The organism is Aequorivita sublithincola DSM 14238, from assembly GCF_000265385.1.
GTDB classification, from domain to species: Bacteria; Bacteroidota; Bacteroidia; order Flavobacteriales; family Flavobacteriaceae; genus Aequorivita; species Aequorivita sublithincola.
The window spans coordinates 1,035,631-1,054,833 of the sequence record NC_018013.1 but is presented as its reverse complement, the minus strand read 5'-3'; the positions used below and the strand labels follow the sequence as shown (position 1 = coordinate 1,054,833).

Genomic DNA, 19,203 nt, shown 5'->3' with positions numbered 1-19,203 from the left:
GCTTTTGAAAGAACCAGACTAAAACCTGAAAAAAATAACGTCAAGCATAACTCATTGACTTAAACAGTTTTTTTCGTTTTGAAATGGTGACTGCTCATTCAGGCGATTATTTATATAAAAAGATACACGCAAAACTAAAGATCTTTTTGGCGCTTTCAGACACGGGTAAATTGATGAAAGTCATTGAAAAATTTGACTTTGAAAAACAAAATATGACAAAAATTACTAATACTCATTTTTTGAGAATTGACCATAGAGTCGTTAGCTTAAGTATGGCCATAACAGGTTTGACTGAAACTATATCAGTTTTGAAAAATCAATTAAATGAAATTCATTGGTATGATGGAGAATGGTTTCTGGAAGAAAGTGAGCCAATTTATGGACTTGCTTTTATTGCGTTTCAAAATTATATAAATGGGAGTATAAAGGATTTTGCCGATAGTTTGAATGAAAAGGAGACATACTATAAACTTGAAAAGAACCTCCCAGAAGGAAATAAGTCAAGAATTGAATTGATAATTGCGCTTGCAAATTATGCCAAACATAAAGATGAAGGCATACCCCATAGAGGAACAAAGGAAATTTTAGACCATTTCAATTTAAATTATGAAGATGTAAACTACCTTGATAAATCTCCAATATTTCAAGGTCTTAACCTATTTAGTGAAGGATGGGATTTGTTTACATTAAAAACTTTGGTGACAGATTGGAGAGAATATATGTGGGCAAGATTTGATTAACAATTAAAGCAGATGAAATTTAATCCATACATATACGAGCCAGATCAAAGCCTTGAGGTTTATAAAGAAACAGAAACTTATTTTAATGAAAATTCGGAAATAAAGAAACAAATTGAAGAATTAGGGTGGATTTATCATACAGTTGGAATGATTATTCCTCAGAATTTTGAAAACTTTTGGTCTGGGCATAATTTTCCATTTATTGAATCTTGGGAAGAACTTCAAGTGTCATTTACTCAAATTTGTTTCGGTCTTTACAAGCAAGCATTTGTTTCGTTGAGAAGCGGTTTAGAATTAGGAATGTTGTCTGTTTATTACAACATAAATGATGATGGCCATAATGCCGTAAAAGAATGGCTTAATTCAAAAGAAAATACTCCAAGAGCAGACAAAATTTGGAAAATCTTAAGGCAGAATAATAACATCAAGAAATTTGATGTAAAACACAATTTAGAGCAAGTTCATAAAGATCTCGGCTATCTCCATAACTATGTTCACACCAAGGGCGCAAAGTATTCAAACAGAATGGGATTACTAAAAAGCAATTCTCAATCTTTCGAAAAAAAGTTAATTTCAAAATGGTTAAAATCTTACGCTGATATAATTTCATTAATTAGTTCGCTACACCTTTTGAAATATCCAATTTCGGTTGTTCGATTTGACTATGGTAAAAAATTTGGAATAGATATTCCAAGTTTTGGTGGATTGGAAGAATATAACATTGATAAAATCGCGTCAATATTACCCCACAAGTATTTAGAAGATATTCAAATTATATCTCAAGAGGACTTGACAACTCAAGAAATTATTCAAGAAATTATTTTGTTGCCCGATATGACAGAAAATCAAATTGAGGATCAAATAATTATTTTAGAAAAAAGTGTAATTGAAAATGGTTTAGGTTTTACAGCTTGGTTAGAAAATCAGGAGAGCTTATTAAAATTATTTGGTCAAAGTGAGTTTGATGAAAGAATGAAAAATAGAATTGAATTTCTTAGGAATTGGTCCATTGAAAATGAATTTTTAGAGTCGAAGGCAAAAAGAATGGGATGGGAGATTTGATCATTATTTTATGGCTACAATATTACAATAAAGCATTATTATTCCCGACTTCAGCAGCACACAAGAAAAGAGAGTGGCACAAGTAAAAATTTGATCTGCGCAAAATTTATTGTCTACGTCCGATACAAGAATAAATGTTTGCTATCTTCCTAAATCTTAACCTTAACAAGTAAAATACAACTTGCTATAGTTCTATACGAGAGAAAATATATTTTATTTTGGATAAAATAAAATAGCCATGAAAGCAGATCCCTTCACAAAATTTCCTTTTCAGAATGAACTTTTAAATATAATTAAGAATTTAGTTCCATTGCATTCAGTTTATTTGATCAGTTTTGAAAAAGAAAAAACAAAACGATCAGTTTATCTTTTGCCGCACTCATCACAGGAGCCAAAGCGTTTTACTTATACTATCCTTATTATAAGTCAAAAAGCTATTGCCAAAAATCTGAATGAGGTTATGACTCAGCTGTGCAGAAAAATGCCAAAGCAATTTAAGGCATATGCAATTTTCTATAGTTTGGCAGACATTATATCTAAACTCGATTACGGCAATAATTTCTTAAATAATGTAATTACTAAAGCACCATGTATTTTCAAAGACGACGATGAATTATTGCGTTATAAACGTCCCCATCCACTATATTACAAAAAACTATATAACAATATTGAGGATGAATGGAACTGTCGTATGACACGAGCGTCCTATTTTCTTTCAGTGGTAGATGTCTATGATCTCGAGGAAGATTTAGCCGTCAAAATGGGTTTCTTGAATTTTGCATTGGAACATACTTGTGTAGCGCTATTATATGTTTTCTGGGAATTTAAGCCGACTTATTATAAGTTGGACTATTTAATGTACATGTGTGGACACTTTACCAATCTACCAAAAGAGATTTTTCACAGAAAGACTTATAAGTCTCACCGTTTATATAATACCTTGTGCAATGCATATCATCTAATGAGATATAGCAGCAATAATAAAGTGTCATATGAAATTCTTGATACAGCTTACAAATTATGTGAGCGTTTTTTTCAGGAAGCTGAAGTCATTGGGGAGAAGCATCTTGAGAAACTTAAGAAATTACATTGTAAAAATACAATAGCAAAAACTTAATCCAAAAAAATTAAGTTTTCCTAGAAATTTATAACACTATCCAATGCTTCGTCTGCATCTTTATGAATAAAATTCGATTGATATAATATAGTGGTTGTTACAGATGAATGCCTGTAAAGTTTTTGGAGCATTTTAATTGGAATCTTATCTTCTGAAATATGACCAAAGCTATGTCTGGCAATATGCATAGTAACCTTTTTAGTAATTTTTGCTTTCTTGGCAACCTCTATTAAATATTTATTAAATTTTTTAGTAGCTGTTTTTGTCTTAGTATATATATCCTTGGCATTTTTCATATCAGCTTTTTTAATTTCAGGAAAAACAAAATCATTTTCGTCCAGTTTTTCGGCGGTATAGTAATCAAGAATCGGGAATACTTTCTCGGGTATTTTTAGAGATAGGAGTTTAGAATTTTTGTTCATGCGGTAGTGGAGTCTATCGTCATATATGTCGGACCACCTAATTTTAAGAATGTCAGCGGCTCTTATTCCAGCAAAGTAAAAACTGAATAGCCAAACATTTCGGGCATGTATTTCACTCGGTTTGAGATTTTTTAATAGCTCAATTCTTTTAACTTCATCTTTAGTTAATCCTATTTTCTCAGTTTCTGGAAATTTTATTCGAATCTTTTTTGCTCCAAAAGGGTAAAGCTTACTATCAACAATATTAGCTTTAATGGCTCTATTATAAATTGTTCGAATGACAATAAGAGTATTGACGATTGATCTCTCGGACATAGGACGCTTTCTTAAATAAAGAATAAATTTTTTAAGAAAACTTTCATCTATTTCTTGAAAGGTGAGCTGTTTAGATTTTGAGAATTCCAATACATGTTTCACACGTGGTTTATCTGATGATAGCCGAGCTAGTTTATTATTGTCTTTCATTTCATCAAGATAAACTTCTGCAAGCGCGAAAAAATTTGCGTTCGCATTAGAAGAATATATCTCATTTTTAATTTGATTAGCAGAAAAGTCCTTTTTCTGGGATTGTAACTCAAAAAGAGTTTGGTTCGCCGTGAACAATTCTGATAGTAGAAGATTATTAAGTTTAAGCGCATTAGGATGCGTATTCTTGACCCTACAATTTTTAATATCCCAAAACTTGTCATTTATATAGTGACCAACATAATGATAGTTTGAACGTCTATTTTTGGTGATGCGAATTGCCAATGGGAACTCTCCCTCTTTATTCGCTTTTTTTCTCAAAACTATTTTGGTATTTGAAGACATAATACATTGATTTTACATTATAAAGATAATTAAATTTGGTACAACATAGGTACAACAAATTATGATTTTATATGATATTAAGCAAAATCAAAAAAAATTAAAAGTATGCTAATCAATTGATTATAAGATTATTTACGTGAATTTGATGTTAAATTCGCTGGATTCAAAATCCAGTGTTTTAGGACGTGCGGGTTCGATTCCCGCCTCGAGTACAGAAGCTTCAACTATAAAAGTTGAGGCTTTTTTATTTTCTATTAATTTAATCAAGGTTTTTCAGAAGAAATCGAATTGTGGAAATATTATTTATAAGTATACTAAATTAAATTTTATCTAATTTTTTAACATTATTTTTCTGAATTAATTTTTTTCGACCCACTACTTTTACTATCTCAATTCCACACAAATGTCTAAAAAACTAAACCAATTGGAAGCCACAGCCATCTGTGGTAACGATATAAGTTCTTCATGTTTATATGTTTCGGCTCTAGCTATTTTTTATGCAGGTCAATACGCTTGGATTTCACTTTTAATGGTTGCGGGGGTTTTATTTTTATTCCGGAAAATTTATGGTGAAGTTGTGGGTGCCTTACCCTTAAATGGTGGAGCTTATAATGCACTTTTAAACACTACTAAAAAATCTACAGCATCCGTTGCGGCTGCTTTAACAGTGCTTTCTTATATGGCTACAGCTGTGCTTTCTGCCAGCGAAGCCGTTAAATATGCGCATAGTGTTTGGAATGTAATTCCCGTGTTTCCTGTAACCATCGGACTATTATTATTGTTTATGGGACTGGTTATTATAGGAATTGGAGAATCTTCAAAAGTAGCAGTGTTTATCTTCCTTTTTCATCTTTTTTCTTTGACGCTTCTTTGTAGTTTTTGTCTTTATTTTCTTTTTAGTCACGGTTTCGAAACTTTGATAGCTAATTTTAATATGCCGGTTGGCGGAAGCATAACGATGGCGCTCTTTTTCGGTTTTTCTGCAGCCATGCTCGGTATTAGTGGTTTTGAAAGTTCGGCAAATTATGTTGAAGAACAAAAAGCAGGAGTTTTTCCAAAGACTTTAAGAAACATGTGGATTGTGGTAAGTGTTTTCAATCCGCTTATTGCTTTTCTTGCCTTGGGTTTATTGCCACAGGAAGTGGTAAACAATAACCAGGATGCGCTGCTTTCTTTTCTTGGCGAAACCTCTGGCGGACATTGGCTGTCAATTTTGGTTGGGATTGATGCGGCTTTAGTTTTGAGTGGCGCCGTCCTTACCTCTTTCGTTGGCGTGGGTGGCTTGATGGAACGGATGGCGCTGGACCGCGTGCTGCCAAGTTTTTTATTGATACGAAACAAAAATAAAAGTCCTTATTTAATTTTTGTATTATTTTTCGCTCTTTGCACCTCAATTTTATTAGTAACTCACGGAGACTTACCTTCATTAGCAGGGGTTTACACCATCGCTTTTTTATCAGTAATGGTACTTTTTGGAGTGGGGAATTTATTATTGAAAATAAATAGGAAACAGCTACCAAGACCAGAACGAGCTTCCTATTTGGCTGTATTTATAGCTATTGCTGCGGTTATTTCTGCGCTTTTGGGTAATATATTTTTGAATCCAGAATTTTTGATAACCTTTTTTGAATATTTGGTTCCAACACTTTTTGTGGTTTATTTTATGCTTTACCATCACTATATTTTAAAAGCTGCCCTTAGATTTATAGATTTTATTGCTCCAGATGATAGCAAGTTTTTTAGAAGTTGGAACCGTATTACCAAAAACAAATTGCAGGAATTAACAGGCAAACAATTTGTCTTTTTCACCAATAATGATAATGTGGAAACATTGAACAGGGTTATGCAATACATTAAACATAATGAACCTACCAAAAGACTTAAAATTGTTGCAATTCTGGCTGAAGGAATGAAAGTGGCCAATAATTTAAAATCGGACATTGATGTGCTGGACAGGGCTTATCCAGAAATTAAAATTCAATTTTTAGAAGAACAAGGTAAATTTGGACCTGAAAAAATTAAAGAACTTTCTAAAAGGTGGAATATTCCTGTCAATTTCATGTTTATTGGCGCTCCTGGCGAAGACTTTCCTTATAAGATTCAACAGTTGGGTGAGGTGCGAGTAATTATTTAATCCTTGATAAATTTCTGAACACTTCTACCTTGGGAAGAAACTATTTCTAAAAAATATATTCCTTTAGAAAGGGTAGAAACATCAATCGCCCCATTGTCAGGAAGACATTCCTTTATTTTTTTCCCTGAAATGGAATACACGGTAAGTTTTTCGATATTTATTTTTTTCGATTTAATGAAGAGGTTGAGGGAAGTTGGATTGGGGTATATTTCAATTTTTTCAAAATCGTTATCATCAATACTTAAAGGATCACCCACAACAAAGTCCAGCCAAATTCCTGATGGATTATTGGAGTAATACATATGTCGTAAATTATCGGATGGGTCTGTATAAAACTCATACGAGTAATCATCTTCAATAGAGAAAAATTCGAAATAGACGGTTTCAAAATCGTTTAGAAACTGGGTTTCACAAATATTAAACGTTTGAGCAAAATCTACTGGCCGTACTTTATCTTGATTCGGCACAACTTCAAAATTTCCTGAAAAGGAATTGCAAGCACCGCAACCTTCAAAAGAAAGGTCTTCATTTACAGTTAAATATGGTGAAATGGGCGGGTCAATATTGGCAATATATAATGCGCCGCCAAAATCCCATTCAATTTTATGAAGATTCCAAGTCTTGAATAGCTCTGGATTTGGGTTTTGAGCTAGCATTGGTAAAACCATAAAAACAATAAGCAGCAGAGGTAAAATTTTCTTCATTTCCTGAAAATTTAGAAATTTCATTAAATATATGAAATCTTACCCACAATCGTTATATTTGGACAAACTCTGAAAACCGTTATCCCCAATGTCTGATTTTTGGTTGTATTTTAATCTTGGTCTCCATCACGTTTTGGACTGGAAAGCCTATGACCATATTCTATTTTTGATCGTGCTTTGCGCTGCCTATAATTTTTCTTCTTGGAAGCGATTGTTGATTTTGGTTACTTTGTTTACCGTTGGTCATACGTTATCATTGCTTTTGGCCAATTATAATATAGTGAGTGTTTCGGGAAAAGTTATTGAGTTTTTAATTCCCGTAACTATTTTGGTCACTGCAATTTTCAATCTTTTTACCGCTGGAAAAGAAAAGAAATTGGAGAAAATGGGCGTCTTCTATATAGCAACTGTTTTCTTCGGATTGATTCACGGAATGGGTTTCGCATCATTTTTTACAGCTCTGGACAGCGATGGTGGTATTTTGCCATTACTTGAATTCGCCCTTGGTATTGAAGCAGCGCAAATTATTGTTGTAATGATAATTTTAATTATCGCCTTCATCTTTCAAAGCATCTTCCGTTTCAACAAAAAAGATTGGGTCTTGGTGGTTTCTTCACTGGTAATTGGGATGGTTATCCCGATGCTTATTGAGAATTGGATTTTTTAATGGGTTGATAGTCTTTAGAGGGTAGAAGGTAGTGTAAGTCCTGACTAGCTAATTTCTTATTCACGAATTCATCTACTCCTAAATTCATCAACATCTTTAGCAATAACTTAACAACATTTTTTTTGGTAGTGGCGTAACTTCCCACTAATTTCGTTGCCGATTTAAAAGTATGAAATGCCTTCTAACTATTTGTCATTTAACTGAAATGATTAAATTGGACATTCCATCTTCCTATTTCTAGAATATTTTATACGGATGAAAGAAAGCAAACAACGTAAGTATGATATTGCCTATCTGCGGATGGCGCAAGAGTGGAGCAAACTCTCTTTTTGCAAAAGAAAACAAGTTGGCGCACTAATTGTGAAAGGCAAAATGATTATCAGCGACGGCTATAACGGAACGCCCACTGGTTTTGAAAATGTTTGCGAAGATGAAGAAGGCTACACAAAATGGTACGTACTCCACGCTGAAGCAAACGCAATTTTAAAAGTTGCATCCAGCACCCAGGCTTGTGAAGGTGCAACACTTTACATCACAATGTCACCCTGTAGAGAATGTAGTAAATTGATACATCAAGCAGGAATAAAAAGAATCGTTTATTTAAACGAATATAAAGATAACTCCGGCATTGCTTTTCTAGAAAAAGCGGGAGTAAGTATTCAACATATTTCAGATTTGGATTCAGAATAATGGAACAACAATCATCCACACCAGATAATACTACAAAAAAAAGACTGCCACTGTTACCGCTTTGGGTTGGTCTGGCGCTTGCCGTGGGTGTTTTTATTGGATCTAAACTCAACTTTGATGATAACACTGAAAAAATATTCGCCACAAGTTCTAAAAAAGACAAACTCAACAGACTTATAGATTACATAGATTATGAATATGTAGATAAGGTGAACACCGACAGCATTGTAGATGTTACCGTAAACGGCATTCTCGAAAATCTAGATCCACATTCCGTGTATATTCCTAAAAGTGAATATGCGCACAATGCAGACGATATGCGTGGAGCCTTCGTTGGCATTGGGGTTAGTTTTTATGTTTACAAAGATACCATTGCAGTAATTCGTTCTATTGAAGGCGGACCTGCTGAAAAAGCTGGAATAAAAGGTGGCGACAGACTTCTGTATGCAGATGGAAAGAAACTTTTTGGCGAATTGGTACAACGCGATAGCATTTCAAACTATCTAAAAGGTGAAATAAATAGCAAAGTTGCGCTAGACGTTTTCCGACCAAGTGAAAACAAAACGCTTGAAATTAAAGTTAGAAGAAAACAAGTTCCACTAGTTAGTGTTGACGCTTCCTATAAAATCACGGACGATTTGGGATATATAAAACTAAATCGTTTTTCTGAAACCACCTTTAAAGAATTTGAAACCGCCCTAGATAAATTGAGAAGTCAAGGCATCAAAAAACTTGTTTTGGATCTTCGCGACAATCCTGGGGGTTATATTTCTACTGCGGAAAGAGTGGTGGATGAATTTTTAGAAAATGACAAACTCATTCTCATTACAAAAAATAAAAGTGGTGAAATCAACAAAACCTTCGCATCGCGTCGTGGTGATTTTGAACACGGAAAACTCTATGTTTTAATAAATGAAAACTCAGCATCTGCCAGTGAAATTGTAGCCGGAGCACTTCAAGATAATGATAAAGGAACAATTATTGGTCGCCGTTCTTTCGGAAAAGGATTGGTTCAACGCGAAATGTCTCTTGGTGATGGCAGCGCAGTTCGATTGACGATTGCGCGCTATTACACACCAACGGGTCGTTCCATCCAGAGACCTTATGGAAACGGAAACGACACTTATTATAGTGATTACGAAAAAAGATATCGCAACGGCGAACTAATTCACGCAGACAGTATTAAAGTTGCAGATTCCTTGAAATATGTAACTCCGAAAGGAAAAGTAGTGTATGGCGGCGGCGGAATTATCCCAGACGTTTTTGTACCGAAAGATACAAGCGTAGAAAACGAAACCCTGCAATATGTTTCACGAAGCGGGTTTATGAGTTATTTCATCTTTGAATACCTCGAAAAGAATAGAACATTTTTTAAGGGAATGAATTTCGACGACTTTAGAAAAAACTTTATAGTTGAAGATAGTCTTTCTAAAGAATTTATTGAATATGCAAAATTCAACGAAGCGCAAATAGATCTTTCAAATTACGCGGAACAGTTGAAAAGAACATTGAAAGCGAACATTGCACAACAACTATTTGGTCCAAACGAGTACGAAATAATCCTAAACGAAGCAGATCCAATGCTTTTGAAAGTTTTGGAACTAGAAGCCAACGATCATTTGGATAAAAAGTAAGAAACAATCTTCACACATTTTGACAATAATCCCTTTAGAGTCTGGGTTAATATTGTCAAAATGCAAAACTTATTTCTTTACTTTAGTAGCTATGTTTTTCGAAATTAGCAAAATCCCAAGAGCCAAAATAGCACACAATCCTGTCAAAACTCCGACAGATGCAACAAAGCTGTCGCCTTCAAATAAATGATTAAAATCAAGTTTGGTAATGTTGTAAATTACTAGACCAGCAGCAAGGGCAATCATAATGTAGATAAGAATTTTCATTGTTCTTTAATTAAAAAGTTCTTGAATGTTTGAAGTGAAAAGTTTCACCGCAATAGCCAGCAAAATTACACCAAATATTTTTTGAATGATAGCAATTCCGTTTTTTCCCAGAATTTTCTGAAGTTTATTGGATGTTTTCAGGATTATAAAAACCACAATAATATTTACGATTATTGCTACAATTATGTTTGCCATATCATATTCCGCTCGTAAAGTTAAAAGCGTTGTCAAGCATCCAGGTCCTGCAACAATAGGGAACGCAATAGGAAAAACCGTCGCAGAGCTGGTGTTGTCTGAATTTTCTTTAAAAAGTGTTATGTTCAGAATCATTTCCAAAGCAAGAAAGAATAAAATAAAGGAACCTGCTACAGCAAATTCATTCACGTTTATTCCAATAAGTTTTAAAATTTCTTCACCAATAAAAAGGAATATAACCATCACAACGGCCGCAATTACGGATGCACGTGCGCTTTTTATTTCCCCAGCTTTATCGCGTAAGGATATAATTAAAGGAATACTCCCTATAATGTCAATTACAGCAAAAAGCACCATCGTTGCCGTTGCTATTTGTTTGAAATTTAGACTTAACATTTTTTCAATTTTTAAAGACCGCGAAATTAGTCAAATTTAAACATCATAATAGCAACAACGAGGGTTAATAAAAGCTTAATTTATTCTGATTAAATTACCGAAACAAATTATCTTTGGCAGATGTTTCAACTTGGTAAGACAATAGTTTCTGAAGATTTAATTACAAAAGATTTTGTGTGCAACCTCAACGCCTGCAAAGGAGCCTGTTGTATTGAAGGTGAAGCAGGGGCGCCTATTTCTAAAGAAGAAGTTGCAATTCTCAAGGAAATTTACCCAAAAGTAAAACCATTTCTTCGCCCTGAAGGCATCGCAGCCATTGAAAAACAGGGAACCCACATTGAAACCGAAAATAACGAACTAGAAACTCCTTTAGTAGAAGGAAAGGAATGTGCCTACGTAACTTTTACAGACAAAGGCATTGCCAGTTGCGGTATTGAAGACGCTTTCAATGCTGGCGCGATTGATTTCAGAAAACCTATTTCGTGTCACCTTTATCCTGTGCGGGTTCAGGATTATAGTGAGTTTTCCGCTGTAAACTATCACCGTTGGCCAATTTGTGATGATGCTTGCACATTGGGGAAAGAACTACAAGTGCCCGTTTATAAATTCACAAAAGCAGCCCTCATCCGTAAATTTGGAGAAAACTGGTATGCCGAGCTCGAAAAGATAGCTTCGGAAATGTAACGCTTCATATATTTTTTTCATATTTTATTTATATTCTTCTGATATTGATTATATTGGTGATTAAATTTTAAGAAATTTATTCACTAACCAAAATTTCAATTATGAGAAAATATGTATTAGCTCTTTTCGTTTTTTCGGCTTTAATCAGTTGCAAAGACAATCCAGTGAGCAAAAAAATCAAGGAAACCAAAGAAGCAGTTTCAAACTCCACCAATGCGGTAAAGGAAATGACCAATATGCAGGACGATATAAAAGAACTGCAAGAAATTACCCCGTTGACTAATGAAGAATTCAAATCTTGGATGCCCGATGAAGTAAACGGAATGAAACGGATTAGCTATAAAGCTGGTGAAGTGGGAATGATGGGCATTGCTTCTATTGAAGCGGCGTATGCCAATGAAGACAAATCTAAAAAATTCACGATAAACATCATCGATGGTGCAGGTCAGATGGGAGCAGCCGCAACTATGGGAATGCGCATGGTGATGAGCCAAGACTTTGAAGAAGAAGATGAAAATGGTTACAAAAGAACCACGACTAAAAACGGTACAAAAGCCGTTGAAGAATATCGCTCTTCCAACAACAATAGTAAAATACAATTACTGCAAAGCAACCGATTCTATCTTGAAGCCAATGGAAAAAACATGGATCTAGATGAAACTTGGGATGCAATTGATGAAATAGATTTAGAAAAACTAGGCTGATTCATCAATTTTAAAACTTTTTTCAAGCCGAAAACCTCAGTGTTTTCGGCTTTTTTTGTTGCTGTTACATTTGTTATAGACTTTGTTACAATAGTTATATTCTTCATTTAATACTTGCCATAGATTTGTCTCAGTTAAATCACTCAATGGCATATACTCCTCGATTATAAAGTGAAACAAACAAATAATAACTTAAAAACATGTAATCATGAAAAATGCAATTACCTTTTTAATGTGCTCACTTTGTATCATCACAGCGATCGCACAGTCAGATTTTAACGGAGACCAATTGGTTATTCCAGAAAGAACACCAGCTCTTGAAGCTTTGTACCAACAATCAAAGACTCTTGAAGAGAACGGCACGGCAGCCGAGATTAACGCCAACAGACTCGCCATTAAAACTGCTTGGCAAGCAATTGATCCTAAAGTTGCGGCTCTTTACAAGCCAGTTGAAACAATTAATTATCCTATGATTGGTGGCGATGGTACTTATAGACCAGCTATTGTACCAGACCGTCAATTAGAAAACAGAGCTCCAGAAGATTGGGCAACGGATAAATTATTAAGAACCGGCTTTATAGATGGGCTGGATATGGATGTTACTGGCGACGGTGATATCTATATAGCCGCTTTTGAAAACTTTACTAATGGTGGTTCGGATTCAAGTATTTACATATATCGCTCCACAGATGGAGGTGATACTTTTAGCCTTTGGAAAGATCAACCCGTAGTTGGCTCGCTTTTCTCAAAAATACAAGTAATCACTATAGATGGAACTGGGGATGAGTATTTGCTTGTTTTTGCAGCCTTCCAAAATGAAGTTTTTCAGGTTATTCGATGGAATATGGCCACTGGAGTTATGGGTTTTCAGGGTGTTGCTAGTGACGTTGTGGATTTTGGAGTAGACGCTAATTACAGTGCAACTACATCAAATCAACGAGCTTTGGTTACCTATAACAAATCTACCAACTCCACATTTTCTGCTCGAAGCACTGCTGGTAGTTATGGATTCGACTGGGTTGATGAATTTAGCTTCGGAACTGTTGGCGAGCAAGTAGAAATGGCATACGGAATTAATGGAGGTTGCTACGCCACGTATATAGGGTTTAACAGCAAAAATTTATATGCAAAAGCAAATGATGATTATAACGACCCAGCATCTTGGAGTTTAAATGAAACTGTTGTAGCTGGTTCATCTAAGGAATCGCTTAACCCAACAATCCGCGCTGCACGTAAGACTTTTGGAACAGATGATGAGGTTTTGATTCTTGCCTCAACTCGCAATGCAGGAAGCACAGACAGCTATATTGGGCAAGCATACCGACGCGAAAATGGAGCTGCATATGCACCCCTCAATTATGTAATTACAAGCGCAGGTTATAATATTGCCCATATTGACACATGGATGGGCACAACTGGACCAGCCGACGTAATTGAAACCTCTTATGTAAGAGACAGAATAGACAATAGTCAAGACGATGTTAACCGTTCAAATCAATATGATGGTAGTGTATTCTCAGGTCTAGAGGGTGTTGGCGATACAGGACGAGATGTATTTGACGGATTTCCATCTGCCATTGCTGAAACAAGTGACGGATTTCCTTGTATGGCTTTTGCCGGAACAAGTGGCAGTTTTGGGTTTGGACTGTATTTTGATGCCAAGAACGGTGTTACTGTTGGAATAGCGGACAATAATTTTGAAGGTTTCAAATTCTACCCAAATCCTGCACAAGATGTTTTGAACCTTTCAGCAAACAGTACTATTGAAAGTGTTTCCATCTTTTCAATACTTGGACAAAAAGTTATGGAAAATTCTATTAACCAAAATGATGCAACCATCAATATTGCAAACCTTTCTCAAGGAGTTTATATTTTGAAATTAGTTATCAATGGCCAATCGGCCACCTACAAATTCGTTAAACAATAAGAGGAGATTGTTTAATGTTAAAAAGAAGGAGCTTGCTTAATTGCGGCTCCTTTTTTTATTGAAATCATTTCATTAAAAAACATTAGTAGCTATTTTAGATTTGCCAGCTTGTTTTTGATAAAATTCTTTCAGAATTCTATTGCTATCATTGCATTTGTTTATATTTACGCCATGCGTAATTTTTTCATTATTTTATTCATATTTACGGCTACTGCAGGCTTTTCACAAAGCGATGCTTTGGCCAAAAACTATTATGAACAAGGCCAATTTGAAAAGGCTTTGACCATTTATGAAAAGCTAAGCAAGCAAAGCCCTTACCGCCTAGATTATTTTATGGGAATGGTGGAATCCAACCAACAGCTAGAAAATTTCAATGAAGTTGAAAAATTATTGAATGAAAAAATAGGTGATGGGCGCAACTTTCCGCAGCTTTATGTAGAACTTGGGTATAATTATTCGCTTCAAAATAATACGGAACTTGCTTCTGAAAATTTCAACAAAGCCATTCAAGCACTAGATCAAAATCCAAACTTTGCCTATAATATTGGCGCCACTTTTCAAAAATACAGTCTACTGGATGAAGCTGTTTCCACCTATGAAAAAGCGATGGTTCTTAGCGACAAAATGGATTTCAACTCACAGCTAGCCCAGATTTATGGGGAACAGGGAAAGCTTGAAAAAATGTTTATCAGCTATCTGAATCTTATTGAAAAGAATTTGAGTTTCAAAAGTAGTGCGCAGCGCTACTTCAGCCTTTACACTACAGAAGATCCCACCAATGAAGCGAATGTTATACTCAGAAAGACTTTGCTACAGCGGTCGCAGCAAAACCCAGATATACTTTATAATGACTTGCTTAGCTGGTTGTTCATTCAGCAAAGGGAATATAAAAAAGCATTTACGCAGGAAAAAGCAATCTACAAACGTGTTGGTGAAGACTTAGGCGGAATTACGGAGTTGGCATACATCACCATTGCCGATGAGGATTATGAATCAGGAAGAGAAATAGTAAACTACATTATTGAAAATTCGTTTACGCCTCAAAATAAACTTCAGGGAAACCAAATTCTCATGAAGATGGAAGTGAAGACAGCCAAACCGAGTGAATATTCAGAAGTAGAAAAAAAGTTTGAAAACCTGCTCGACGAATTTGGACGAAACAGAGAAACTTATCAACTTCAAATAGATTACAATCACTTTCTAGCTTTTCAGAATAACAAAAAGGAACTGGCAATTTCAAATCTTAAAGCATTAGCAAAAGAACAATTGTCACCTTTTCAAGAAGCCCATGTAAAAATGGAACTTGCAGATATTTTAGTTTTTGACGAAAAATTCAACGAGGCATTAATCTATTATTCTCAAATTCAGAAAAAAGTACAAAGCGATATTTTGGCGCAAGAAGCCCGTTTTAAAGTAGCGCGAACCAGCTATTTTAAAGGTGATTTTGAATGGGCGCAAGTGCAACTAGATGTATTAAAAAAATCCACTTCACAATTAATGGCGAATGATGCCATGGAGCTCAGCCTATTAATTCGCGACAACTCTTTAGAAGACTCTACCCAAGTGGCACTTAAAAAATATGCCCGTGCAGACTTGCTAGAATTTCAAGGAAAAGATGTAGAAGCAATTGCTATTCTAGAAGATATTCTAACCAATAATAAAGGCGATAAGATTGAAGATGAAGCTCTTTTTAAACAAGGTCAGATTTATGAAAAGAAGGGCGAATTCACAAAAGCTGAAGCCAATTATCTAAAAATAATTGAGTTCTATGGTGAAGATATTTTGGCAGACAATGCACATTATCGTTTAGCAAGAATTTACGAAGAAAAACTAGACCAACCCGACAAGGCAAAAGCACAATACGAAGCCATAATTTTCAATTATGCAGATAGTATTTATTTTGTGGAAGCACGGAATAAGTATCGTTCTTTGCGGGGAGATGCGATAAACTAAGCACCAAACTGAAAAGCACCAAATTCGAAATTCCAAATCCCAAAACCGCAGACGAAATATTCTTAAAATGCCTTTGGAATTTGGAGTTTGAGATTTAGAATTTATTTGGATTTTGGAGCTTGTAATTTAGAATTTAAAATCATGTATATATACAACGTAACAATAAACATAGAAGAAACCATCCATGACCGCTGGTTGCATTGGATGAAAACCGAACACATTCCTGCAATGCTCGCCACAGAAAAATTTAGCAAAGCATTGCTTACACGTGTAATTATTGAAGAAGAAATGGGCGGAATTACTTATTCAGTTCAATACACAACTGACAGCAAAGCAACCCTTCAAAAATATTACGATGAAAACGCTGATGAACTCCGAGCACAAAGCAAACCTTTTGAAGGAAAATTTGTAGCCTTCCGCACCGAACTTGAAGTTATTGGCGAAGCACATAACGAACTTTTCAAAAAAAGCTAAACCCCTCTGCGTCCTTTGCGAAAACCTTTGCGTACTTTGCGGTTAAACAAGATTGCAGATTTTTCAAATGAAAAAGGAATATTCAAATAAGTCAAAAAACAATTCAGAATCTGGAGAGGTGCGTGCCAAAAAACACTTGGGCCAACATTTTCTAAAAGACGAACTTATCGCAGAAAAAATTGGCGATACACTGACCCTTGAAGGCTATAAAAACGTTTTGGAAATCGGCCCCGGAATGGGCGTTCTTACAAAATATTTAATTGAAAAGGACGTCGAAGTAATCGCCATGGACCTCGATAGAGATTCCATTGCTTATTTAGAAGAAAACTATCCAAACAAAAACCTCAAAATCCTTGAAGCAGATTTCTTGAAGTTTAATCTTTCGCAAGTTTTTGAAGATGAACAATTCGGAATAACAGGTAACTTTCCGTATAATATTTCAACACAAATCGTATTTAAAACTTTGGAGTGGAAGACACGGATTCCAGAGTTTACAGGTATGTTTCAAAAGGAAGTGGCGCAACGGATTTGCGCAAAAGAAGGTAGTAAAACCTACGGTATACTTTCCGTTTTGGCACAAGCATTTTACGATGCTGAATATCTTTTTACGGTTCCACCTTCAGTTTTCAATCCACCGCCAAAAGTAGATAGTGGCGTGCTTCGACTTAAAAGAAAAGAAAATTATACACTTCCGTGCGATGAAAAAATGCTTTACAAAGTAGTAAAAACTGCTTTTCAACAACGCAGAAAAACCCTACGCAATAGTTTAAAATCCTTCAATCTTTCCGATAAAATAAAAGAAGATGCTATCTTTGGCCAACGCCCAGAACAACTTTCAGTTTCACAATTTATAGCCCTTACACAAAAACTAGAAAACGATGCAATTTCAGCTGACTAATGAATTTATCGAGCAGGTTGAAGAGCTTATTGCCAACAATAACGGCGATGCGCTAGAAGCATTATTGAATGAACTTCACTTTGCCGACATTGCCGAAATAATGCAGGAACTCGATACAGACGAGGCCACCTACATTGTAAAGTTGTTAGATACCGAAGTTACTAGTGAAATTTTAATAGAGCTAGATGAAGATTTCCGTGAGCGTATTCTAGACAGGCTAACACCGTCTGAAATTGCCGACGAGCTAGATGAAATGGACACCGATGATGCCGCAGATATTATTGCGGAACTTGATGACGATGTTCAAAAACAAGTAATTGGTCATATAGAAGACGAAACGCATGCCGCAGATATTGTGGACCTGTTGCGTTATGATGAAGACACTGCAGGTGGTTTAATGGCGAAGGAATTAGTACGTGTAAAAGAGACCTGGACCGTTGCTGGCTGCGTTCGGGAAATGCGTCGCCAAGCCGAAAATGTAACCCGCGTGCATTCCATTTATGTAACCGACAAACAGGGAAAACTTAAAGGAAGACTCTCACTAAAAGATTTACTTACTGCCCCAGAAAGAGCACATATAAGTGAAGTTTATATTCCAAAAGTAGATTACGTAAACGTACATACCGAAGGCGAAGAGGTTGCCCGAATTATGCAAAAATATGATCTGGAAGCCATTCCCGTTGTTGACGACGATGGAATTTTAGTTGGACGAATTACCATTGATGATATTGTAGATTTCATAAAAGATGAAGCCGAAAAAGATTACCAAATGGCAGCTGGTATTTCGGTAGATGTGGAAGCAGATGATAGTATATGGCTTCTTACCCGTGCAAGATTACCTTGGCTTATTTTGGCGCTTATTGGTGGTTTTGTGAGTGTTTCGGTTTTGGGCACCTTCTCCGGTGCAATGACCCATCATCCTGAATTATTCTTTTTTGTACCTCTTATTGCGGCAATGGCAGGAAACGTTGGGGTTCAATCTTCTGCAATTGTTTTACAAGGTTTGGCAAACGATAGCTTAAGAGGTTCGCTGTGGAAACGTCTGGTAAAAGAAGTTTTGCTAAGCCTATTAAACGGATTTATACTTGCAATAATTCTTGTGGCAGGCGGAATGTTATTATTAGGTCTAGATATTATGTTTGGACTTACCGTTGCAATCTCCTTAATTTCAGTAATAATCACGGCTTCATTAATCGGAACTTTCATTCCTATTATGCTCGAAAAAAGAGGAATTGACCCAGCAATGGCCACCGGACCTTTCATTACAACCAGTAACGATATTTGTGGAATTCTTATCTATTTCACCATCGCAAAATTAATTCTAGGATTTTGAAATCGTCCATTTTTAAACAACGCTTCATTGTTCCAGCTACAGCCATCGATGCGTTAAATCACGTAAATAACATTACGTATTTGCAATGGTGTCTTGAAATTGCCGAAGACCATTGGATTTCAAAAACATCTAAAAAGCAACGTGAAGAAAATGTATGGGTGGTTCTAAACCATTTTATTTCCTATAAAAACCCTTCATTTTTGGGCGAAGAACTTGAAACCCAAACGTGGATTGAAAGTTATGAAGGTGTAAAAAGCCTGCGGAAATACAAAATCATCCGTCCTTTAGATGGCAAAACAATAGTTGAGGCCGAAACTCTTTGGTGTTTTTTGGATGGAAAGACATTCCGTCCCGCAAAAATCACTGAAGAAATATCAAATCTTTTCATTTAA

General features: G+C 35.5%; 19 protein-coding genes and 1 tRNA gene. 16 read left to right on the top strand and 4 right to left on the bottom strand.

All coding sequences use genetic code 11. The features are described from left to right. Window positions 1–173: 173 nt before the first annotated feature. The 3 genes from AEQSU_RS04945 to AEQSU_RS04935 all read left to right on the top strand — a co-directional run bounded on the left by AEQSU_RS04945 (window position 174) and on the right by AEQSU_RS04935 (window position 2,919). On the top strand, window positions 174–740 hold the full coding sequence (locus AEQSU_RS04945; protein WP_157429252.1) for a hypothetical protein: 567 nt from the start codon (window positions 174–176) through the stop codon (window positions 738–740). A 12-nt stretch (window positions 741–752) separates the two neighbouring features. After that, the gene (locus AEQSU_RS04940) at window positions 753–1,802 is read left to right on the top strand and encodes a hypothetical protein (protein WP_014781760.1); all 1,050 of its coding nucleotides are present in this window, start codon (window positions 753–755) and stop codon (window positions 1,800–1,802) included. A 238-nt stretch (window positions 1,803–2,040) separates the two neighbouring features. Further along, the gene (locus AEQSU_RS04935) at window positions 2,041–2,919 is read left to right on the top strand and encodes a hypothetical protein (protein WP_014781759.1); all 879 of its coding nucleotides are present in this window, start codon (window positions 2,041–2,043) and stop codon (window positions 2,917–2,919) included. A gap of 20 nt (window positions 2,920–2,939) precedes the next feature. Here AEQSU_RS04935 and AEQSU_RS04930 read toward each other — a convergent pair whose 3' ends face one another. Beyond that, window positions 2,940–4,151 (bottom strand): site-specific integrase, encoded by a 1,212-nt coding sequence (locus AEQSU_RS04930; protein WP_014781758.1) that lies wholly within the window; start codon window positions 4,149–4,151, stop codon window positions 2,940–2,942. Window positions 4,152–4,276: 125 nt separating this feature from the next. Here AEQSU_RS04930 and AEQSU_RS16590 point away from each other — a divergent pair. Then, a tRNA-Leu gene (locus AEQSU_RS16590) sits at window positions 4,277–4,356 on the top strand. A gap of 198 nt (window positions 4,357–4,554) precedes the next feature. Continuing rightward, the gene (locus tag AEQSU_RS04925; RefSeq protein WP_014781757.1) at window positions 4,555–6,285 is read left to right on the top strand and encodes an APC family permease; all 1,731 of its coding nucleotides are present in this window, start codon (window positions 4,555–4,557) and stop codon (window positions 6,283–6,285) included. Here the strand turns inward: AEQSU_RS04925 and AEQSU_RS04920 are convergent. Then, the gene (locus AEQSU_RS04920) at window positions 6,282–6,989 is read right to left on the bottom strand and encodes a T9SS type A sorting domain-containing protein (RefSeq protein ID WP_014781756.1); all 708 of its coding nucleotides are present in this window, start codon (window positions 6,987–6,989) and stop codon (window positions 6,282–6,284) included. The genes AEQSU_RS04925 and AEQSU_RS04920 overlap by 4 nt on opposite strands. Before the next feature lie 88 nt (window positions 6,990–7,077). Here AEQSU_RS04920 and AEQSU_RS04915 point away from each other — a divergent pair, with 88 nt between their 5' ends. The 3 genes from AEQSU_RS04915 to AEQSU_RS04905 all read left to right on the top strand — a co-directional run bounded on the left by AEQSU_RS04915 (window position 7,078) and on the right by AEQSU_RS04905 (window position 9,980). Continuing rightward, window positions 7,078–7,656, top strand: coding sequence for a HupE/UreJ family protein (locus AEQSU_RS04915; RefSeq protein WP_014781755.1), 579 nt, complete (start codon window positions 7,078–7,080; stop codon window positions 7,654–7,656). A gap of 255 nt (window positions 7,657–7,911) precedes the next feature. Then, window positions 7,912–8,346 (top strand): deoxycytidylate deaminase, encoded by a 435-nt coding sequence (locus AEQSU_RS04910; RefSeq protein WP_014781754.1) that lies wholly within the window; start codon window positions 7,912–7,914, stop codon window positions 8,344–8,346. Beyond that, on the top strand, window positions 8,346–9,980 hold the full coding sequence (locus AEQSU_RS04905; RefSeq protein WP_014781753.1) for a S41 family peptidase: 1,635 nt from the start codon (window positions 8,346–8,348) through the stop codon (window positions 9,978–9,980). The genes AEQSU_RS04910 and AEQSU_RS04905 overlap by 1 nt, the downstream gene beginning before the upstream one ends. 69 nt (window positions 9,981–10,049) lie before the next feature. Here AEQSU_RS04905 and AEQSU_RS04900 read toward each other — a convergent pair whose 3' ends face one another. Together AEQSU_RS04900 and AEQSU_RS04895 are read right to left on the bottom strand one after the other, a co-directional pair. Then, window positions 10,050–10,247, bottom strand: a complete 198-nt coding sequence (locus tag AEQSU_RS04900; protein ID WP_014781752.1) for a hypothetical protein — start codon at window positions 10,245–10,247, stop codon at window positions 10,050–10,052. Window positions 10,248–10,253: 6 nt separating this feature from the next. After that, entirely contained in the window at window positions 10,254–10,838 is a 585-nt protein-coding gene (locus AEQSU_RS04895) for a MarC family protein (RefSeq protein ID WP_014781751.1), read from the bottom strand. A gap of 120 nt (window positions 10,839–10,958) precedes the next feature. On the opposite strand from AEQSU_RS04895, the gene AEQSU_RS04890 reads away from it, so the two are divergent. The 8 genes from AEQSU_RS04890 (at window position 10,959) to AEQSU_RS04855 (ending at window position 19,203) form a co-directional block, all read left to right on the top strand. After that, window positions 10,959–11,522 (top strand): DUF3109 family protein, encoded by a 564-nt coding sequence (locus tag AEQSU_RS04890; protein WP_014781750.1) that lies wholly within the window; start codon window positions 10,959–10,961, stop codon window positions 11,520–11,522. Between the two features lie 101 nt (window positions 11,523–11,623). After that, window positions 11,624–12,226: a hypothetical protein gene (locus tag AEQSU_RS04885; protein WP_014781749.1), complete on the top strand. Its 603-nt coding sequence runs from the start codon at window positions 11,624–11,626 to the stop codon at window positions 12,224–12,226. Window positions 12,227–12,434: 208 nt separating this feature from the next. Continuing rightward, window positions 12,435–14,153 (top strand): T9SS type A sorting domain-containing protein, encoded by a 1,719-nt coding sequence (locus tag AEQSU_RS04880; RefSeq protein ID WP_014781748.1) that lies wholly within the window; start codon window positions 12,435–12,437, stop codon window positions 14,151–14,153. Between the two features lie 171 nt (window positions 14,154–14,324). Continuing rightward, complete coding sequence (locus AEQSU_RS04875) at window positions 14,325–16,106, top strand: tetratricopeptide repeat protein (protein ID WP_042492318.1); 1,782 nt, start codon at window positions 14,325–14,327, stop codon at window positions 16,104–16,106. A 141-nt stretch (window positions 16,107–16,247) separates the two neighbouring features. Further along, window positions 16,248–16,580: a DUF4286 family protein gene (locus AEQSU_RS04870; protein ID WP_014781746.1), complete on the top strand. Its 333-nt coding sequence runs from the start codon at window positions 16,248–16,250 to the stop codon at window positions 16,578–16,580. A 67-nt stretch (window positions 16,581–16,647) separates the two neighbouring features. Continuing rightward, the gene (gene rsmA, locus AEQSU_RS04865; RefSeq protein WP_014781745.1) at window positions 16,648–17,478 is read left to right on the top strand and encodes a 16S rRNA (adenine(1518)-N(6)/adenine(1519)-N(6))-dimethyltransferase RsmA; all 831 of its coding nucleotides are present in this window, start codon (window positions 16,648–16,650) and stop codon (window positions 17,476–17,478) included. Beyond that, window positions 17,459–18,811 (top strand): magnesium transporter, encoded by a 1,353-nt coding sequence (gene mgtE / locus AEQSU_RS04860; protein ID WP_014781744.1) that lies wholly within the window; start codon window positions 17,459–17,461, stop codon window positions 18,809–18,811. The genes rsmA and mgtE overlap by 20 nt, the downstream gene beginning before the upstream one ends. Further along, on the top strand, window positions 18,808–19,203 hold the full coding sequence (locus tag AEQSU_RS04855) for an acyl-CoA thioesterase (protein ID WP_014781743.1): 396 nt from the start codon (window positions 18,808–18,810) through the stop codon (window positions 19,201–19,203). Before mgtE ends, AEQSU_RS04855 begins: the two co-directional genes overlap by 4 nt.